Annotated in this window: 17 protein-coding genes; 13 read left to right on the top strand and 4 right to left on the bottom strand. The window is 48.0% G+C overall.

Translation table 11 applies throughout. The annotated features are described in order from the left end of the window. Window positions 1–6: 6 nt before the first annotated feature. The 7 genes from EHQ17_RS10530 (at window position 7) to rsmI (ending at window position 7,363) form a co-directional block, all read left to right on the top strand. On the top strand, window positions 7–864 hold the full coding sequence (locus EHQ17_RS10530; protein WP_135594404.1) for a sulfurtransferase: 858 nt from the start codon (window positions 7–9) through the stop codon (window positions 862–864). Between the two features lie 231 nt (window positions 865–1,095). Further along, window positions 1,096–1,593, top strand: coding sequence for a hypothetical protein (locus EHQ17_RS10525; RefSeq protein ID WP_167881096.1), 498 nt, complete (start codon window positions 1,096–1,098; stop codon window positions 1,591–1,593). Window positions 1,594–1,698: 105 nt separating this feature from the next. After that, window positions 1,699–3,867, top strand: a complete 2,169-nt coding sequence (locus EHQ17_RS10520) for an alpha-glucosidase (RefSeq protein WP_135594406.1) — start codon at window positions 1,699–1,701, stop codon at window positions 3,865–3,867. Window positions 3,868–3,970: 103 nt separating this feature from the next. Beyond that, on the top strand, window positions 3,971–4,393 hold the full coding sequence (locus tag EHQ17_RS10515; protein WP_135594408.1) for a thiol-disulfide oxidoreductase DCC family protein: 423 nt from the start codon (window positions 3,971–3,973) through the stop codon (window positions 4,391–4,393). 507 nt (window positions 4,394–4,900) lie between these two features. Further along, window positions 4,901–5,689, top strand: a complete 789-nt coding sequence (locus tag EHQ17_RS10510; RefSeq protein ID WP_135594410.1) for a M23 family metallopeptidase — start codon at window positions 4,901–4,903, stop codon at window positions 5,687–5,689. Window positions 5,690–5,691: 2 nt separating this feature from the next. Further along, window positions 5,692–6,507 carry an HAD family hydrolase gene (locus EHQ17_RS10505; protein ID WP_425460702.1) on the top strand — a complete coding sequence of 272 codons (816 nt, stop codon included), beginning with the start codon at window positions 5,692–5,694 and terminating at the stop codon, window positions 6,505–6,507. A gap of 4 nt (window positions 6,508–6,511) precedes the next feature. Then, window positions 6,512–7,363, top strand: coding sequence for a 16S rRNA (cytidine(1402)-2'-O)-methyltransferase (rsmI, locus tag EHQ17_RS10500; protein ID WP_135594414.1), 852 nt, complete (start codon window positions 6,512–6,514; stop codon window positions 7,361–7,363). A gap of 91 nt (window positions 7,364–7,454) precedes the next feature. Here the strand turns inward: rsmI and EHQ17_RS10495 are convergent, their stop codons facing one another. The 3 genes from EHQ17_RS10495 to EHQ17_RS10485 form a co-directional block, all read right to left on the bottom strand. After that, window positions 7,455–8,693, bottom strand: coding sequence for an Ig domain-containing protein (locus tag EHQ17_RS10495; RefSeq protein ID WP_167881097.1), 1,239 nt, complete (start codon window positions 8,691–8,693; stop codon window positions 7,455–7,457). A gap of 169 nt (window positions 8,694–8,862) precedes the next feature. Then, complete coding sequence (locus EHQ17_RS10490) at window positions 8,863–9,711, bottom strand: SDR family NAD(P)-dependent oxidoreductase (RefSeq protein ID WP_135594418.1); 849 nt, start codon at window positions 9,709–9,711, stop codon at window positions 8,863–8,865. 52 nt (window positions 9,712–9,763) lie between these two features. Next, window positions 9,764–10,558, bottom strand: a complete 795-nt coding sequence (locus EHQ17_RS10485; RefSeq protein ID WP_135594421.1) for a pseudouridine synthase family protein — start codon at window positions 10,556–10,558, stop codon at window positions 9,764–9,766. A gap of 286 nt (window positions 10,559–10,844) precedes the next feature. On the opposite strand from EHQ17_RS10485, the gene EHQ17_RS10480 reads away from it, so the two are divergent. The 6 genes from EHQ17_RS10480 to EHQ17_RS10455 all read left to right on the top strand — a co-directional run bounded on the left by EHQ17_RS10480 (window position 10,845) and on the right by EHQ17_RS10455 (window position 16,794). Next, complete coding sequence (locus tag EHQ17_RS10480; protein WP_135594423.1) at window positions 10,845–12,023, top strand: hypothetical protein; 1,179 nt, start codon at window positions 10,845–10,847, stop codon at window positions 12,021–12,023. Window positions 12,024–12,061: 38 nt separating this feature from the next. Further along, window positions 12,062–13,267 carry a hypothetical protein gene (locus EHQ17_RS10475; RefSeq protein ID WP_135594425.1) on the top strand — a complete coding sequence of 402 codons (1,206 nt, stop codon included), beginning with the start codon at window positions 12,062–12,064 and terminating at the stop codon, window positions 13,265–13,267. 179 nt (window positions 13,268–13,446) lie between these two features. Beyond that, on the top strand, window positions 13,447–14,640 hold the full coding sequence (locus tag EHQ17_RS10470; RefSeq protein ID WP_135594427.1) for a hypothetical protein: 1,194 nt from the start codon (window positions 13,447–13,449) through the stop codon (window positions 14,638–14,640). Window positions 14,641–14,828: 188 nt separating this feature from the next. Continuing rightward, window positions 14,829–15,440: a helix-turn-helix domain-containing protein gene (locus EHQ17_RS10465; RefSeq protein ID WP_135594439.1), complete on the top strand. Its 612-nt coding sequence runs from the start codon at window positions 14,829–14,831 to the stop codon at window positions 15,438–15,440. Window positions 15,441–15,552: 112 nt separating this feature from the next. Then, window positions 15,553–16,536, top strand: a complete 984-nt coding sequence (locus tag EHQ17_RS10460) for a hypothetical protein (RefSeq protein WP_135594441.1) — start codon at window positions 15,553–15,555, stop codon at window positions 16,534–16,536. 48 nt (window positions 16,537–16,584) lie between these two features. Continuing rightward, a complete protein-coding gene (locus EHQ17_RS10455; RefSeq protein WP_135594429.1) occupies window positions 16,585–16,794 on the top strand; it encodes a hypothetical protein in 210 nt (69 codons plus the stop codon). Between the two features lie 198 nt (window positions 16,795–16,992). On the opposite strand, the gene EHQ17_RS10450 is transcribed toward EHQ17_RS10455, so the two are convergent. Further along, a complete protein-coding gene (locus EHQ17_RS10450; protein WP_281276564.1) occupies window positions 16,993–17,388 on the bottom strand; it encodes a DUF1564 family protein in 396 nt (131 codons plus the stop codon). Window positions 17,389–17,441 lie beyond the last annotated feature (53 nt).

Genomic DNA, 17,441 nt, shown 5'->3' with positions numbered 1-17,441 from the left:
GTTTGTTTGTCCAGCTGGAATTTTATCAAAACTGAATTTAACGATAAGGATTTTTTAATCGATTGCCGTTCTTCGTCCGGTTATCAGGAATCCACAGTGAAGGGAGCGTATAGTTTCCCATTTATAAAAAAAGCATTCGCGTCGGATCCGGAATCGCAAAAGAAGATGACCGGACCTTTGGAAGAAATTTTAAAATTGATTCAAAAAGACGAATCGCCTCGGGTGATCGTCTTCGATGAAGGAATGGGAATGTTCGCTTCGAGGATGGTATATCTGCTCCGCGCGGCCGGTTATCAAAACGCGTTTCTGTATGGGAATCGTTGGCCGGTGGAAGGAGTGACCTTGGAAAAAGGTTCCCGAGAAATGGAACTCGGGCCCGGCGATAAACCGAAGAAGTTGGAGGGAGTCGTGGACAAGGCTTTCCTCGAAAAAAATCTGACCCGTTTGCAGATTTTCGATACGAGAACGCTTGAAGAATACGAAGGCAAACTTCCCCGATTGACCGCGCCGGAACCGGGTTCTTTGTGCGGTCGTCTTCCCGGGGCGTTCCTTTGGGATTGGAGAATCCTCTACGACGGTCAGGGGAACCTGATCGAAAAAAATCAGTTCAATAAAAAATTGCGCTCTTTTCCGTTTATGCCCGAACGGATCACGGTGATCTACGATTACAACGGCGCGCGTTCCTCCCTTTTGGCGTTGATGTTACGAGAAGTGGGATATTTGGACGTGCATACGTACCAAGGTTCCTGGTTCGAATGGAGAAAGTCCAGTCTTCCGAAACAAGCCGTTTCTGTGTATGGACAAACCGGTGCGGGTGGGGCGGCTCCGAGAGTCGGCGGTTCCGATCGCAAGTCCTTGAGTTAGAAAAAAAATCTCCGGTTCGTTCTTCGAGATCCGAGACCGATCGTTTCTTCCGGAGCTTTGTTTTGAAAATTCTAAAAAAAGACCAGATCCGGGATTCCCTACGGAGAACCGATAGGTTCTTCTGAAAGGAAGGTTTCTTCGGAAAGAAACACTTTCGATGTTCTCAAAAGAGTTGTGTCTTTTTTTTCCGAATCGAGTCCTTTTGTTTTACGACGATTGGCGGAATTTAAAATGAACCTTTCCAAAAAGTACTTCGTATTTTTGGTCGCGGGTAACGCGGTGCAATGTCTGCTTCTTCTTTGGTTTTTTTTCCAAAGGTCTCCGAATCCGTATGAAGGAGTTACGAAACTCGGAGAACTAGAAACCGGGATTTACGCGTGTAAGATCGCGATTTATACGGAAGACAATTGGGAATACGCGCAAGGCGCCTACCTCGAAATTCTGATCGATGGTCGTACGGAAATTCCTCTCTATTTTTTTGCGAACGTCGATTGGCAAAAAAACGACATCCAAGAGTTTCAAGTCCTAAAACATCCGAAAAAAAATAGAATCGCTTTGATTCGAAAAAGCGAACCGAACGTCGTTCTTATGATGCACAACTTCGATACGAACGAACATTGGCCGAGGGCCAATTTCACAGAAACCTGGGAAAACGTTCGTGCTCGGGAAGTTTCCATGCGAAAAGAGTTGGGTTCCCTCACTTCCCTCGTACCAGTTCCTTCTCGCTGAACCTCGTTCGTTTTGCGTTTCGGATTCCGATTTCCAAATCATTTAGAACTGGATTTTTAAAACGAAATCTTTAATCAGGGTTCTACCATCTTCGAGGAGAATCGAATGTTTCTCAAACGTCTTTTAGTTCTTTTTGTCGTCTTCGAATTCGTTTCCTGTTCCGGGCCGTTTACCGCGTTTACGAAACTTTCCCTTCCGTCGGAAAAAACTCTCGTTTTCGGAAAGAATTTTCAAGCGGTTCGAACGGATACTACATTGGAAATCCGTTCCGTCCGCGGAGAATTCTTACGTCTTCCTTTGGACAAACCCTTTCTTTCTGCGGCGCTCGGAAAACAATCCGTGAAGTATAAATTCGCCTCCTTTCATATCAAGGATAAGATCGCCGGTATTTGCGATTTGCAGAGCGTCGATTCCGTCGAGGTTTCCGGTAACGATCTGAAAATCGCGGGAGTGCTGGAAGGTAAGGAGTGTTCCACCCTCTACGAATTGAAATTTTCCGCGTTAGACGAAACATCACTTTCGTTCCGACTCAGTTTTTCCAATACCCTTCTCAATCGATCGTATTTCAGGATCCTGTCCTCGGCGGAGGAAAACGTCTTCGGTTTGGGGGAACAGTTTTCGCATTTTAACCTCAAGGGAAAAACCCCGTTTTTGCTCACGGAAGAACAGGGAATCGGAAGGGGCGATCAGCCGATCACCGCTGGTGCCAATCTTACCGCGGGAGCCGGAGGAAACGAATATACGACTTATACTCCGATTCCTTTTTTGATCACCTCGGACAATCGGTCGCTTTACTTCGAAAACACGTCGTATTCCAAATTCGATTTTTCTGAACCGGAGGAAATACGGATCGAATTCCGGGAAAACGGACTCGCCGGATTTTTTTGGAAGGATTCTTCTCCCGAAAAACTTCTGGAGAAGTTCACCCAAAAAACGGGAAGGGCCCCGATTCTTCCCGATTGGGCGTACGGGACTTGGCTCGGCGTTCAGGGAGGAAAGGACGCCGTTCTCAAACATATAGAATCGGCCAAAAAACAAGGAAATCCGATCACCGCTCTTTGGATCCAGGATTGGGTGGGAAGAAGAAAAACTTCGTTCGGATCGCAACTATGGTGGAGATGGATTGCGGACGAAACCTCGTATCCCGAGTTTCAAAAGTTCTGCGCTTCCTTAAACGCACAAGGAATTCATGTATTAGGATATTTGAATCCTTTTTTGGCGAACGAGGGGCCTCTCTACGAGGAAGCCGTGAAAAACGGATATCTCGTCAAGGACAAGAACGGCAAAAATTACGAGATTCAAACGGCCGGTTTTCCGGCGTATCTTTTGGATCTTACCAATCCGGCCGCGGTTCGTTGGATTCAGGAAATCATCCGTAAAAATCTCATAGGCGCGGGACTTTCGGGTTGGATGGCGGACTTCGGAGAATGGCTTCCTTTCGACGCGGTTTTACATTCCGGAATTTCGGCCGAAGAGTATCATAACGTGTATCCTGTGGAATGGGCCAGGATCAATCGGGAAGCGATCCGCAGCGCGGGAAAGGAAGGGAAGGTCGTATTTTTTACGAGAGCCGGTTACAGCGGGTCCATGAAGTATTCCACGCTTTTTTGGGAAGGGGATCAGATGGTGAGCTGGGGAGAACACGACGGAATCATATCGGCGGTGACCGGACTTCTTTCCGGAGGAATGAGCGGAATTTCCCTCAACCACAGCGATATCGGCGGTTATACTACGATCAACAATCCTCTGAAAAATTATCACAGATCCAAGGAACTGTTTCTTCGTTGGGCGGAATTGAACGTCTTCGGACCGGTTTTTCGCACGCACGAGGGAAATCGTCCCGAAAAAAATCATCAGGCTTACGGTGACGAGGAAACCGTGCGGGAGTTCGCCCGTTACGGAAAGATGCACTTCGCTTTGAAGGAATATCTGAAGGCCCTGGTCAAGGAAGCGTCTACGACGGGACTTCCGGTGATTCGTCCGTTGTATCTACACTATCCGAACGATTCCCGCACCGCCGAACTCAAACGTCAATTTCTGCTGGGCAAAGATCTTCTCGTTTTTCCCGTTTTGGAAAAAGGAGAATCTTCCGTTTCCGGATATCTTCCCGAAGGAGAATGGGAACACGTTTGGAGCGGAAGAACGTATTCCGGAAAAAACGAAATCACCGTAGAGGCTCCTCTGGGTTCCCCCGCGGTTTTTTTGAAAAAGGACGGAAAAGAATATTCCAAACTCAAAGAGGCTCTTTTGCCCTTTAATCGGTGGAAACCCTGAATCTAAATCGGGAAAACGTTCGGCTCGATTCGAAATAGATTAAAAATATAGAATATTCGAAAAATGGAACGTTTTCCGGTGCGATCGTAGTCTAAGGATTAGAATGAGTTTTACTCCCAAAACCTCCGAATACGGAATCGTTTTTTTTGACGGGGTTTGTAATCTTTGCAACGGCGCGGTTCTTTTTTTTATCGATCACAATCCGCGCGGGAATTTGGTCTTCGCGAGTTTGCAATCCGCCGCCGCCGAGAGACTGTTGGGAAAAAAAACGGAGTCGGGAGAAATTCCTTCCTCCGTTTTATTTTTGGAGAAAGGAATTTTGTATCGAAAGTCCGAGGCGGTTTTGCGGATCGCAAATCATCTTTCGTTTCCTTGGAATTCTTTTTTTTGGATGCGGATTTTCCCCGAATTTTTGCGCGACTTCGTTTATGACCGAATTGCCCGGAATCGATATCGATGGTTCGGGAAAACGGAGTTCTGTCGTCTCCCGACTCCGGCGCTTCGGTCCCGATTTTTAGATTCGTAAACGAAAGAAGGTTCGACCTCTGCCCAAGTCGAACACCGCCCGCGTCTGCCCGAAAAGGGCCCGGAAAAAGATCTCCAGATCGGACCTATATTCGTTTTCTCCGTGAGCGCCGGGCTTTTTTGCGATGCAAAAACTTCCGTTCTCCTCGAGGGAAAAATTCCGGGAAAGAAGTGCGTTTTAGGAGTTCCTACACGGATTTTTTCCGGAAACATTTCCCGATTGGGGAAACGAGGGGGAAGGGACGATCGGTTTTTCCGATTTTCATTCAAACAAATCGAAAAAGCGAATAAATGATGTAAAAATGAATTATAATTGTCGAAAAAAGAAGAAAGTTTTTGTAAATCTTTGATAATCGTTCATTTTTGCTTCGGAATTTCACTCGAAAAATCCTTGAATCGAATTCGCGAGCAAGAAGACTGACTTCAGAAGTTATTCTCCGTAGCCGACCTTAGCAGTAGGCCTCGGAGAGAGAGGTTTTTGTTGGCGAACTATTTTGGAAACTACGATATGAAACGAAAAACAGGCTACATTTTGGCGGGATTGTTCTCCCTGGGGCTGCTTTTTAGCATCAAATCCTTCGCCAATACGAATTTAGAGGAAATCAAACTCGACAATCAATACCTTCAAACCTATCGGGGGAGCGAAGGGATTTGGATCGTTCCCGGCCGGGTGAAAGAATCCGTCGGTGACCTAGTTCACAACTTCGGAACTACCGAACACGAAATCAAACGGATCAACGGAATTCCAGACAACGAACGGATTCCCGTGAACGAACCGGTATTTTTTCCATACAACGAAAATTTCGTCCGCAGTCTCTTGCTCGAAGACAAGGGGCGGGAGATTTTGCGGACCGATCAGAGAGAATTCATTTGGCCGATCAGCTTTAAACATTCCTTCGTCACTTCCCGTTTGGGTAGAAGATGGAACGCGATGCATTCCGGAGTGGATATCGCTTGTCCAACGGGTTCGATCGTGATCGCTGCGGCGGACGGGGTGGTGCTCGAATCGAGAAAGGACGGCGGATACGGAAACAAAATTCTACTTTCCCATTCCGGAATCAACGGAATCAACACCTTGTATGCGCACAATTCCATTCTCTACGTTAAGGAAGGAGATAAGGTCAAGAAGGGACAAATCATCGCTCTTTCGGGAAATACCGGTCATACGACCGGGCCTCACTTACACTTCGAAGTGCGTTATCAGAACGTAGTCTTAAATCCGGAACATTATCTTCCCGTTTTTCAATCCTCTTCCGAGGCTCGTGTGGCGATCTCTCGGGAAACCATCCAACAATAAGAGTGATCTCCCGGAATTTTTGGACTCCGGAACTCTACGAACTTTTTTCCGGGTTGACGCCCGGAAAAGCGGCTTTCGATTTCGATAATACTCTCGTTAAGAACGATTTCGGAGAAGCAGTCATGGAACGTTTTCTTTCCGAGGGAGTTCCCGCATTTCACGGGGATCTGTCGTCTTTATTCCGTAAAGAGACGATACAAAAGACGATCGAATCCAGATTTCGAGATCAGGAAACGTTCCGAACGATCGTTCTGGAAGAATATAATACGATTCAAAAAGAGCGGGGTTTAGAAGCCTCGTATCGCTGGAGTTCCTGGATTTTTTCGGGACATTCTCCGGAGGAATTGGCCTCCGTTTCGAAAGAAGTTTGGAATTCGAACGCGAAGGACCCGGACGAGGAGGTTTCGATCAAACCGTATCGACCGATGATCGAACTGGTGGAGTTCCTACGAAATACGGGTTGGGAGATCTGGATCGTGACGGCTTCCCCCGAAGAAATCATTCAATCCGTCAGCGAACGTTTCGGAATTTCTCCGTCCCGAGTTTTAGGGATGCGTCTTCGAATACGAAACGGAATTCATACTTCCGAAATCGAGGAACCGTTCACCTACGGAAACGGAAAGGTGGAACGGTTTCTCAGCGCCGTCGGAACCGAACCCGATCTCGCGTTCGGAGATTCCGTAAACGATTTTCCCCTTTTGAAATCCGCCCGTAAAGTCGGCGTTTTTCTGGATCGTGGCAAGGGCGTTCAACCTCCGAACGGAAGTAAGATCCAACCGATCTCCGCTTGGAACGTTTCGCCGAATCTTACGGTATAATCGTATGATCGGAAACGAAGCGGGAACTCTTACGCTCGTATCCGTTTCCCTGGGAAATCCGGGGGATATCACCGATCGTGCGAAAACTCTATTACGTAATTGTGAACTTTTGATCGGGGAGGAATCCAGAATCGTTTCCACTCTCCTGAAATCGTTCTCCATTGAACGCGATTTTTCGCTTTGTAACGAACATTCCTCCTCCGAAGATGTTGTCGAATTAGCGGAAGAAATTTTAAAGCGAAATGGGAGCGTTCTGATTTCCGACGCGGGGACTCCGGGAATCGAAGATCCCGGAAGAGAACTGGTTTTGGAGGTTTTAAAACGGGGAGGAACTGTGAAAAGCGCCCCGGGACCGATCGCCTTCGGAGCGGCGCTTAGTATCTCCGGTTTTAGGATTTCCCCGTTTACCTTTTGCGGTTTTTTATCGCGCGATCCGTTCGAACGCAAAAAAGAACTTACACGTTATATGAAACAGGGACATACGTTCGTGTTTTACGAAACCCCGTATCGATACAAGGCGGTTTTACACGACCTACGTTCCGTTTTTTCCGATATGAGGGAAGAAAGGTCGGTCTTTTTTTGTTTGGATCTTACGATGGAATCCGAATTCCAATTCCGCGGAAAATTGGAGGAATTGATCCGCGTCGCAGAAACCCTCCCGAAAGGAAATCCGGTCGTAGTGGTTTCCCATAAATCCGAAACGACGTTTTCGAAAAACAAAACTTCCCTATCGAAATCCGAATCGAATCGGAAAGCCGATCGGAACCCGAAAAACTCGGAATATCCCAAACGTCCGAAACACAATTCCCCGTCGAAATCCGGTTCGAAAAAGTTCCGTAATTTCGATAAAAAGTAAGAAACTCCAAAACCGTTTTTGTATCATGCGGTTTCGCATAACGTTTGATTTCGGAATCCTCCTCCGAGAAGAAAATCCGTTCGTCCGCTGTTCAATACTCGCAAGGTAAGGAATTTTGACAATTACTCAAAGAAGTGTAACAATAAGAAGAGGCGTCGCAACTGTAGGGCGCGCCCCAAGGACAACCTTGATTGGCGTTCCATTGATAACATCTGAGAGCGCCGTTTCGAATCCGGAACGAAACGGCGTTTAAGTAACTTCCGTAACTGTTGGTTCCGGTGACGTTGTAGGTAGCCTGGGACGCGGTGGCAAAGGGAGTGCCTGAAATCGTACCGTTCGTCGTATTGAAAGAAAGGCCGTTGGGAAGCGTGCCCGCGAGGGAGAAGGTGACCGCAGTCGCCGATCGTAACGTATGAATTCCGAAATTCGCGTTTTCCCCCGTATAGAGCTCCCGCACTTCCGCTGGACCGTTTGCGAAAAGAGAATAACGAAAATACAAATTCATCGCTTGCAAATTCAGCGTAACTTGTTTGGATCCGTAGGCGTTCGAAGCCGTGACCGAAAACGGTGTTTGCGCGGCGGATGTGTTTAACGTGCCCGAGATTCGTCCGTTGGTTGTATCAAAGGAAATTCCCGCAGGCGGCGGTGAATCCAAGGTCCAACTTGTGATTTGATTTTCAGCGAAGTCGATTCCCGAATAATTGGGAATCAGAGTGAACGGGATTCCCACAACGGCACAACCCACATCTCCACAATTGTAACTGAGATTTTCCGGTCCGGGAGGGGCGAACTCAAGAGTGATCTTTTTCGTCAAATCGGGTTCGAGCAAAGAAGAACCTACGTATTCCGCGAGAATCGTATATTCCGTCGGAGGAGAAATCACGTTGGAAGTTCCGGAGATCCTCATTTGGGAAGTATCGAAATTGATTCCGTTGGGCAAGTCCGGGGAAATCGATACGATGTATCCGTTGAAAAATCCGTAGGGCCTCGTGGGTGTTTGTCCCTTGGAAATCGTGATTTGAAGTTGCAACCGTTCGACCGCTGCCTTGAACGTAAAATCATCCGCTGCGTGCGACTCGGTTTGGTTCAGAATTCCCAACGTCGTAGGCCCATTCTCGGTTGTGCCGTTGGAGGGGTTGGAAGGAAGTTGCAAGATTGCAACGAGCGCTTCCAAGGGTTTGTAAGGTGCGTGGTGATCGCATCGAACGACGGAAACCAAGGAGAACGTAAGATAAAAAAATAAAATTCCTTTCCGAACATTTTTGAAAAACAAAATCAAATCCTCCTTTTTTTTTATATATCCAGGATCTCCAAGCATACGGTCTTGCATTCTATTTTTTCTTTCCGAGAAATTCGGATTCATTTTTAGGATCAAACTAAAAGACGTTTGTGAAAACGGAAGAGACTCGTTTTGAGGGGTTCTTTTTGACCTAAAACTTTGCTCGATCCGCAGAAACGAATCGGGATCGATTCGTTTTTATTTAGAATATTCTAAAAAACTAATATTTATTGAGATACTCCGGCATCGGTGGAAGTTCCGTTTCCGTCCAGACCCAGGGGCCGACCAAGGATACGATCGGCGCGGTTTCTCCCTCCAAAATCCGAATCAATGCTTCCTTTAGATCGTCTTGGGACGTTAGACGAAACGGGATTTCGGAAAATCGGGATTGGAAGGAGGACCTTTCCTGTTCGGCGACGTATTGCAGAAAAAAATCGGGAAAACTTTGTCCCGATTCTTTTTGCAACTTCAGAAGTTTTTGAAGATCCGGATCCTGCGATTTTTTTCCCATCCTTTGCAAAAGGATCGTGATCCCTCGGACGCTTTGACTGAAAAAGGATCCGGCGCGAATGATCTTACGTTTTGCGGGAGAAGCCAAGGCCCATTCCTCCTGTTTTTTTTTGACGAAAGCGAGAGATCCGTAAAAGGGTTGAAGATGGGGTCGGTAGTAAAACGCGGAGTAGGCGACGCTGAGTGCGGGGGAAAGTTTTCGTTCGACCGAAAGCATCGGGTCCATACAGAATTTCAGGGCTTCGTCGAGATCCGATTTTGGGGTTTCCGATACGGGGTAACCGAGATTTCCGCGGGCCGGTGTATAAACGAAAAGGTCGATCGTATCGATTGCGTTAGACGAAAGCGCTTCGTACAATCGAGGAAGAGAGACTTCGGTCCGATCCAGATCGATCCCTTGGATCGTCACGTCCGCTTCCTCCAGAGGAACGTTTTTGCTCGTGGTGGATACGATCCTCCAGGTTTCGTTTCTTTTTTTTGAATGTTCCCGGACCGCCTGGATCGCACTTTGACCCGCTACTCCGCTACTTCCTATAATCAATGCGTTTTTTGTGGACATGAGACTCCTCCCGTTCGCGGAAAAATCTACGAAGAAGGAATCCCCTGTCTTTCTATTTTATGAAAAATCGGGAAAAAATCGAGGAATCCAAACGAATGTCCGCGAGAAATTTCCGAAATTCGCCGGGAGGAGGACAATAAATCAACTCCGGTTTTTCTCCCGATCGAATCGCCGCGGAGACCGCGATCGCGTGTAAAAGGCTTCGGTTTGCGGTAGGGATTTCCGTCTTAGCTTTGTTAGACGAAAGAAAGGGGGGATGAGTTCGTTTTTCGGAACGTTTGTGGTCGGAGATCGGGCGGTTTCCTTTTGGGTTCGGTTCAGAATTCGGAGGATCCGAATAGATTTTGTCTCCCACGATCGGATGTCCCTTATCTGCGAGATGAAAACGGATTTGATGTCTTCGGCCAGTATGCAATTTTGCTAATAGAACCGAATATCCTCCCCGATCGTCGCGGCGTAAAACCTCGAATTCCGTGATCGCTTTGTCTCCTCCCGAATACACCTTTCGCACGCGTCGATTGCCGTCCTTTAAATAACAGATTTCCGTAAAGTGATTTTCCTGCACGATACCCCGGGCCACGCAGAGATAGAGTTTGGTCGATTCCTTGAGAATTCGATCGGCTTCTTTGTTTTTGTTCGGGTCTTTGCAGAAAAAAACGAGACCGCTGGTTTCGAGGTCGAGCCGGTTGACGGTTCGTAAAAAATCGAGCCCGAGTTGTTTTTGGAGAAGGTCCGAAAAGTTTTCTCGTTTCGAATCCTTGGTGGAGTGCACCGGAATTCCTGCGGGTTTTTCCGCGAATAAATAGCCTGCATCCTCGTAAAAAATCCGGATCGGGGTTTTTGTCATTGTTTCAGACATTTCTTTTTTGCGATCCAATTCGATTCTATTTCATCCTGCCGGGTCCGTTTTCCCTGTAAAGTTGGAATGTTTCCCAAATCGATTCTTTCCTCGCTGAAATCGACGTGTTTCGTTTCTTTCGGGATTTCGAGGTCCTTCGAACGGAACCCTGGGGGAGACTTAAATCGTTTTGTTTGCCTGATTTTCGTTAGAAAATCGATTTTTTGATTATCATTTTATAATTTTTTTACTGAAAAATAAATTGACTAATGTGTTATTTTAAATAGGTGCTCGTATGAAAAAGGGAACTTTATTCTTTTTTTTGACCGTATTTCTTTCCTGCGCTGAAGCGAGTAAGTTCAGCCTGGATACCTCCAATCCATTGGCGGTTTTGGGTCAGTTCGGCTGGAGTTATTTGGGTTTGGTTCCTTCGCCGAGTTTGACCCGTTTTGTGGCGGTGGGGGAAGTTTGTTCTTCTTGGATCAGTCGGGATGCACTTTCTTGGACGTTTAGCAAAACACGATTTCCCGGTTGTATAGACGGGGCGATTCAGGAGGTTGTGTACGACGGAGTCGGAACTTGGGTCGCCGTGGGAAGCACGAACGCGAACGGAAGTTGCGGGATTTGGTATAGCTCGGATGAGGGTGAATCCTGGAATCAGGCGAATTGTGATCCTTTGATTTTATGGAACGGCGCTCCGGTCACCAAACCGCTGTTTGGTGTTACCTACGGAGGCGGTAGATTCTGGGCGGTAGGTCCGCACAACGGAGCCAGCACCAACGAAGAATTTTTCGGACAATATTCTTCGGACGGAATCCATTGGACTTCCATTGCGATCGAAGACGGATCCACGTATGACGGGGCGGATTACTACGATTCGGTTTCTTACGATCCCGTACACGGTAAGGTTTACTTCGGCGGTCAACACCAAGTGAACTCGGAGGTCGGCGAATTGGATTCTTCCACGTTGCAGAGCAACTCGGTTTCGGTCGGTATGCCTTCCTTTATCAATCGTGTTCTTGCCTTAGGTTCGGGACAACTGCTCGTTTACGGCTCCGACAATTATCTTGCTCCCACGCTCGGAAAGGTAAAGATGGGTTCGTCCCTGACTTCGCTTTCGAGCTCGATGGATACCGCCGTAGCGGGGCCGATTCAAAGTGCGGTGGAAGGTTCCGATAAGATCGTCATACTCGGAGATCAGTGTTCGATCGATTACTTTGAATTTTCCGCGGGGGTTTGGCATCCTACGGGAGCTTCTCCTCCGCCGGAAATGTCTCAGTGTTCCCGTTTGAACTGGATGAGTTCTGCTTACAATTCCGTCTTAGGATTGTTCGTCGCCGGGGCCAAGGTGACCGGAAGTGTTCCTACCGCGTTCGCTTATTCGGCTACCGGAATTCCGTCGGATTGGACCGTTGTGGCGCAACCGGATGCGGGAACTCCCGGTCCGGGAATTTTAGGAATCGCCACACATTGATACTAAAAAAAGAAAGAGGTCGGCTTAATTTTCGATTTATGAAGAAGATCGTTTTTGTATTTTTGTTTTCCTCCTTTTGTTCCTGCGCGCAAGCGGACAAGTTTAGTTTAGATTCCTCCAATCCTCTGGCGATCTTGGGTCAGTTCGGTTGGAGTTTGGCGAGAGTTCCCGACGGAGTTCCCATTGAAGGAACTCAGTTCGTTGCCGCGGGACAAAACTGCGGTTTGTGGACGTCCGAAACCGGCACGGAATGGAGTTTTCGAAATTCGTCCTTTCCCAACTGCGATTGGGACGGTGGAGGAGGTCGGATCAACGGGGTCGTTTACGGCGGCAACAAAACATGGGTCGCCGTAGGTTTTGCCAATCCCGATCAGGCCTGCGGTCTTTGGTACAGCACGGACGACGCCTTGACCTGGACGCAAGCGACTTGCGACGACAACTCTTCGGGAAATCATTACTTCGAATTGACTGCGGTCGCCTACGGGAACGGTTATTTCTGGGCGGGAGGAGAAAAGGAAGGCGATACGACGAGCCATCCCTTTTACGGTCTTCGTTCTTCCGACGGTATCCACTGGAACTACTTTCCGATCGAAACCTCGGGAGATTATTCGATTCCGGATGCGGTCAGTTCCATCGCCTACGATTCCGTACATTCGTTTGTTTATTTCGGATTTAACGATTCGATCGTCGGAAAAATTTCACGGTTTAACATCGCTTCCGACGTTTGGACACCGGAGTTTCATTCTTCGTTATCGGTGAATATCGCCGGCACGAAAAAAAGTCCTTTTGCGTTGAAGTCGGGAAGTATGGTCGTTTTCGGAGACGACGCCAACGGAATCGGGATCGTTAATTTTTTGAACGACCCGTCGGGCGCGTGGAGCGGACAAAAGTATGCGGGAATCACCGGTAAAATCGCGAGTATCGCGGAGGGAAACGGCACCTTGATCGCGTTAGGCGACGCTTGTACGATCGATTCTACGTCAGACGTAGTTGCCGCTTCCACGTGGTCGCATGCCGGCGGAGTTCCGGTAGGGGTTTCCGGTTGTTCCGCCATCGATTGGAGCGCATCGGCTTACAACGAAGCCCTCGGTTTATTCGTGATCGGTGGAAGAAGTCTCAACGGGTCTTCGACCAAATTGGGAATCTCCTCCACGGGGGATTTTTCCTCCTGGCAGTTGATCGCGGCTCCGGAAAACGCATCGCTCGGACAGGCTATTTTTACGATCGCCGCAAAAAAGAACTGAATCGTCATTCCTTCTGGGCGGGGTTTTATTTCCGATTTTTCACCGATGGTTCCGAAAGGTTTCGGATCTATAATACGATCGAAATTTTAGTTTTCTTGCATGTTATACTTGTAAGAAAGGTTTTACCCCGGTCCGGAGAGCGGGACCCGAGGTTTTTCCGCAAAATAACGGCGGCCCCTATGCGATTTCGAATTTCGTACATTCTAATATTCGTATGTTTGATATCCTGCTCCGAAGCGGAGAAGTTCAGCCTCGATTCCACGAATCCTCTCGCGATGGTGGGGCAACTAGGATGGAGTTACGGTCTTACGCCAACGGAGAATTCTCCCGGTCAAATCTCCGGAACACAATTTGTCGCGGTGGGAGACGGTTGTTCCTCCTGGGTTTCGGATAACGGAATCGACTGGAACTTCAGCGTCACTCGTTTTCCCGGATGCGATGGAGGAATCATCAGAAGTGTAGTTTACGGAAATGGAATATGGGTTGCGATCGGTTCCGTAAGCGATTCGGAAAACTGCGGGATATGGATCAGTCAGGACGACGCGGCTACTTGGAATTTTCGCGCCTGTGCGACCGTAACGATCGGCGGAGTTCCGGTTACCAAACATCTATATGCGGTCGGTTTCGGAGGCGGTCAATTTTGGGCGGTCGGCGAACACAATAGCGGAGGAACCGGAAGCGATTTCTTCGGACAACGTTCCTTGGACAACGGTAATAGTTGGAGTTATTTCGGAATCGACGACGGTTCCACTTACATTGCGTCCGATTATTTTTATTCGATCTCTTACAGCTCGGCGACGTCCGAAATTTATTTCAGCGGAGAACATTCGGTCAATCCCGAGATCAGCGAAGTGTCTCTCCCCAACCTCAACCGGGACTCGATTTCGATCGGGATGAACTCCAGTAAAAATCGAGTTCTGGCCTTGTCGGACGGCGATCTGCTCGTATACGGAGATAACGCGTTTACTTCCACCTCGGCCGTCGTCAAACGGGTAGCCGCCTCTACGACGAGTCCCGCCAATACGGCTTTGTTTAACGCGCAAGCTGTTTCGACGGCGATTCAAAATCACGCAAACGGAGCCGTGGAAGGGAAGGATAAGATTCTTCTCGTCGGCGACAATTGTTCTATGGATTATTCAGCGTTGAACCAAAACGTCTGGCACTCGGGCGCTCTTTCGATCGGTAATTGTAGCGCAACGAATTTGTCCGCGGTGTCATACAACGTAAGTTGGGACCGATACTCCGTTGTGGGCGGCTCCAATTTTTTCGCCTATTCTTCCACAGGATTACCGGGCACATGGACCGCTGTACATCCGGATTTAGGCGGGGTGCTTCCCGTTCCCCATCCGATTTCGGTCGCTTCCAAACGCTAAACCGTACTTCGCGATTTTAAGGCGAGGTCCGAGGTTTGTTTGCGGAACGTTGCGGGACGGAAAAATTTCTGAATTTTGTTCCGACTCGGAGTTCGTAGAAATTCCGTCATTGTTTCGTGTGGGGCGATTTTTCGGAAGGTCGGAGTTTTGGATTGACAGAATTCTGTTATATTAGACAAAAATGGGGAATGAACCCATCCATGGAAGAATTAGAAACGAAGGAATCCCCGTCCAGCGAACATATTACGGAAGTCGTAAAAGAGAATTTAAAGCTGATTCGCCATACGAAGGGGTTTTCCCTGGATAAGTTGGCTTCTCGTTGCGGAGTCAGTCGGGCGATGTTGTCCCAGATCGAACAAGGCAAAAGTGTCCCCACCATTTCGGTTCTTTGGAAGATCGCCAACGGCTTGAACGTTCCTTTCAGTGAACTTCTCAAGGAGAAGGGCACCGAAGGAGTCATCGTGATGAAGGCCGAAAATACGAAGGTGTTGTTTTCCAGTTCGAAGGTTTTTTCGAGCAGGGCTTTGTTCCCTTATAACGGGAATCGAAAAACCGAATTCTACGAACTCATTCTAAAACCCGGTGGAATCGAAGTCGCCGAACCGCATCAATCCGGTACCACGGAGAATATCGTGGTCGTTTCCGGTAAACTACGTCTTCGCGTAGGGGAAAAAGTGGTCGAGTTGGAACCGAAGGATTCCGTTTTTTTTAGAGCCGATATTCCGCACGAATATTCCAACCCCACGGATCAGGAAACGCTGATGTATCTGGTCATGGATTACAGAGACGAAATCAACTGATTTTTCGAAAAAAAATAACTTTTCAATCTTCGTTCTTTTCGAAACAATTCTTTGCGAATTGAGGTGGAAGATGTCCTTGTCGTTTCGCAGAGCTACGTATTACTTTTTTTTAATGTTTCAATTTGTCCTCTTGGGATCTGTCTGCGGTTTTTGTTTGTCCGCCTTTTCTTTCTCCGTGCATGCGGATTCCACAGATCCGGTTTCAGTCGCGGAGGATGCCGTTTACGAGGAGCAGATTTCCTGTAATCCGAAGGATTGTATTTCTTTTACGTTGGAGGATTTGTCGAAGGAAGGGGTTCGTTCCCGGCTTTCCGATTTTTTTTCTCAGAATGCGGGGAAGATTCTGATCGATACTTCTGCTGCGCGGAGAAAGATCGATTCCGAAGATTTGGACGATATCAGGATCGTTTTGGAGGAAATTTCCAAACGGGACGGTAAGGTCGCGATCGAACGTCTCCATATCGCGGTTCGATCGTTTCAGCTTCCGGACCCTCCGTTTCTTAAGGATTTGGGTTTGGTCGGATGGAACTTATTCAAACGTATTTATCGAAAGGTCTATTATCGTAGAACTTCGGATTATCATGCGAAGGTTCTGTATCATCCTGAAACTGCGAACATCGTTCTCGTGTATTTCGTTCATAGAAAATACGGGGATATCTGTAATACCGTTTTCGCATCTTGTAACGAGATCGAATACCTCGACGATGATACCTTTGATCTTCAGCTTTCCCAAGCGTTGCGCGAATCTAAAGAAAAAAATCTCCCCGTAAAAGTTTCGTTTCGACAAACGGAAGCCGTTCTTCCGGAAGCCAAAATAGATTTAGAATATTTTAAAAATCTAAATCGTTCCGCGAGGATATATAAGTGGATGGCGGCCAGCAAGGAAAGGGAGGTGAAGCCGGTGATTAAATCGAGATTTCTTCCTTTGCAGGCAGTGATCACCGCCATCGACTATTCGCTTTCGGTGTATGATATGATTTCCGCTTTAATTTTATATCTACCGGCTAATGAAAGAAAGGTGGAGGTCAATTATGTGGATTCTCCAGGTGGAAAACGTTTGGATTCTGTTGTCTTTTTGCCCGTAGAAAGCGATTGAGGTTTTGATTTTCGGTTTGGGATTCTGTGAGAGGATTTGTAAATATTGTTGGTCCCTCCTTCCGTTTTGTTTGTTCGTTCGCTCATCCTTCCGTTTGTCCATCTGCTTGTTCGTTTTTCCTCGTATGTGAGAATGTCGATGCAGGTCCGTCCTCCCTTCGGCTTTCGCGGAGCGGGCAGAAAGGCTGAAGGCGGAGCAGTGGAACAATGGGAGAGTGGAGCGGTCCCCGAGGCTGTAGTCAATCGCTCCGTTTTTTGAATTGAGAACGGCATGTTGCGTTGTGCGTGGTCGGCGCGGACTTGCAGAGATGTTGTGCAGGGATGCGTGTATATGCGCTGCATTGCGCGGCGCATACGAGGGGCCGCTGGGTGATCTGGGTTGCGGTGCGTTTTGCGTGCGCGGCGCTCTTGAATCTACCTGGGCAAGCTAGGCCGGGTCCCTTAGCGGAAGCCGGTTTTAGTTTGTCGGTTCGTTCGAATTCGATTCATCCGGCTCTTTGTGCCATTCTCGGTATTCAAAGGCGTAAAAGGAGGACTCGGGGAAACATTCTAGTCGCCGGGTGGCTCTGTTGAAGGTGAGATCGAGGTGGAGGATATAGCTGTAGTGCTTGTGAAAGGTGGGAACTCCCGCGTTCATCGTGTCTTCGATAGAATCTCCGACCCCGACCTCTTCCAAATACAATAGATAATTAAACAAATAACAACGAGAAACCCCGTGCGCTTGCGCCAAAGCCCCAAGCAACGTCCAACTTCCCGTTCCCAACCGAACATTGATTCGCCTCATTGTTTTCTTTTCCGCAGATCGCTGCCCCGCAGCCCGAGTGCCAGCAGCGCCGGACTCCGACGACGACATCGACTCTTGCCCCTTCGCCGGGTCCTGATCTTCCGACGAATCCTGTTTTCTCG

It is taken from the genome of Leptospira gomenensis (assembly GCF_004770155.1).
Taxonomy (GTDB): Bacteria; Spirochaetota; Leptospiria; order Leptospirales; family Leptospiraceae; genus Leptospira; species Leptospira gomenensis.
The sequence above is the reverse complement of the archived record's forward strand: the minus strand, read 5'-3'. Positions and strand labels throughout refer to the sequence as shown.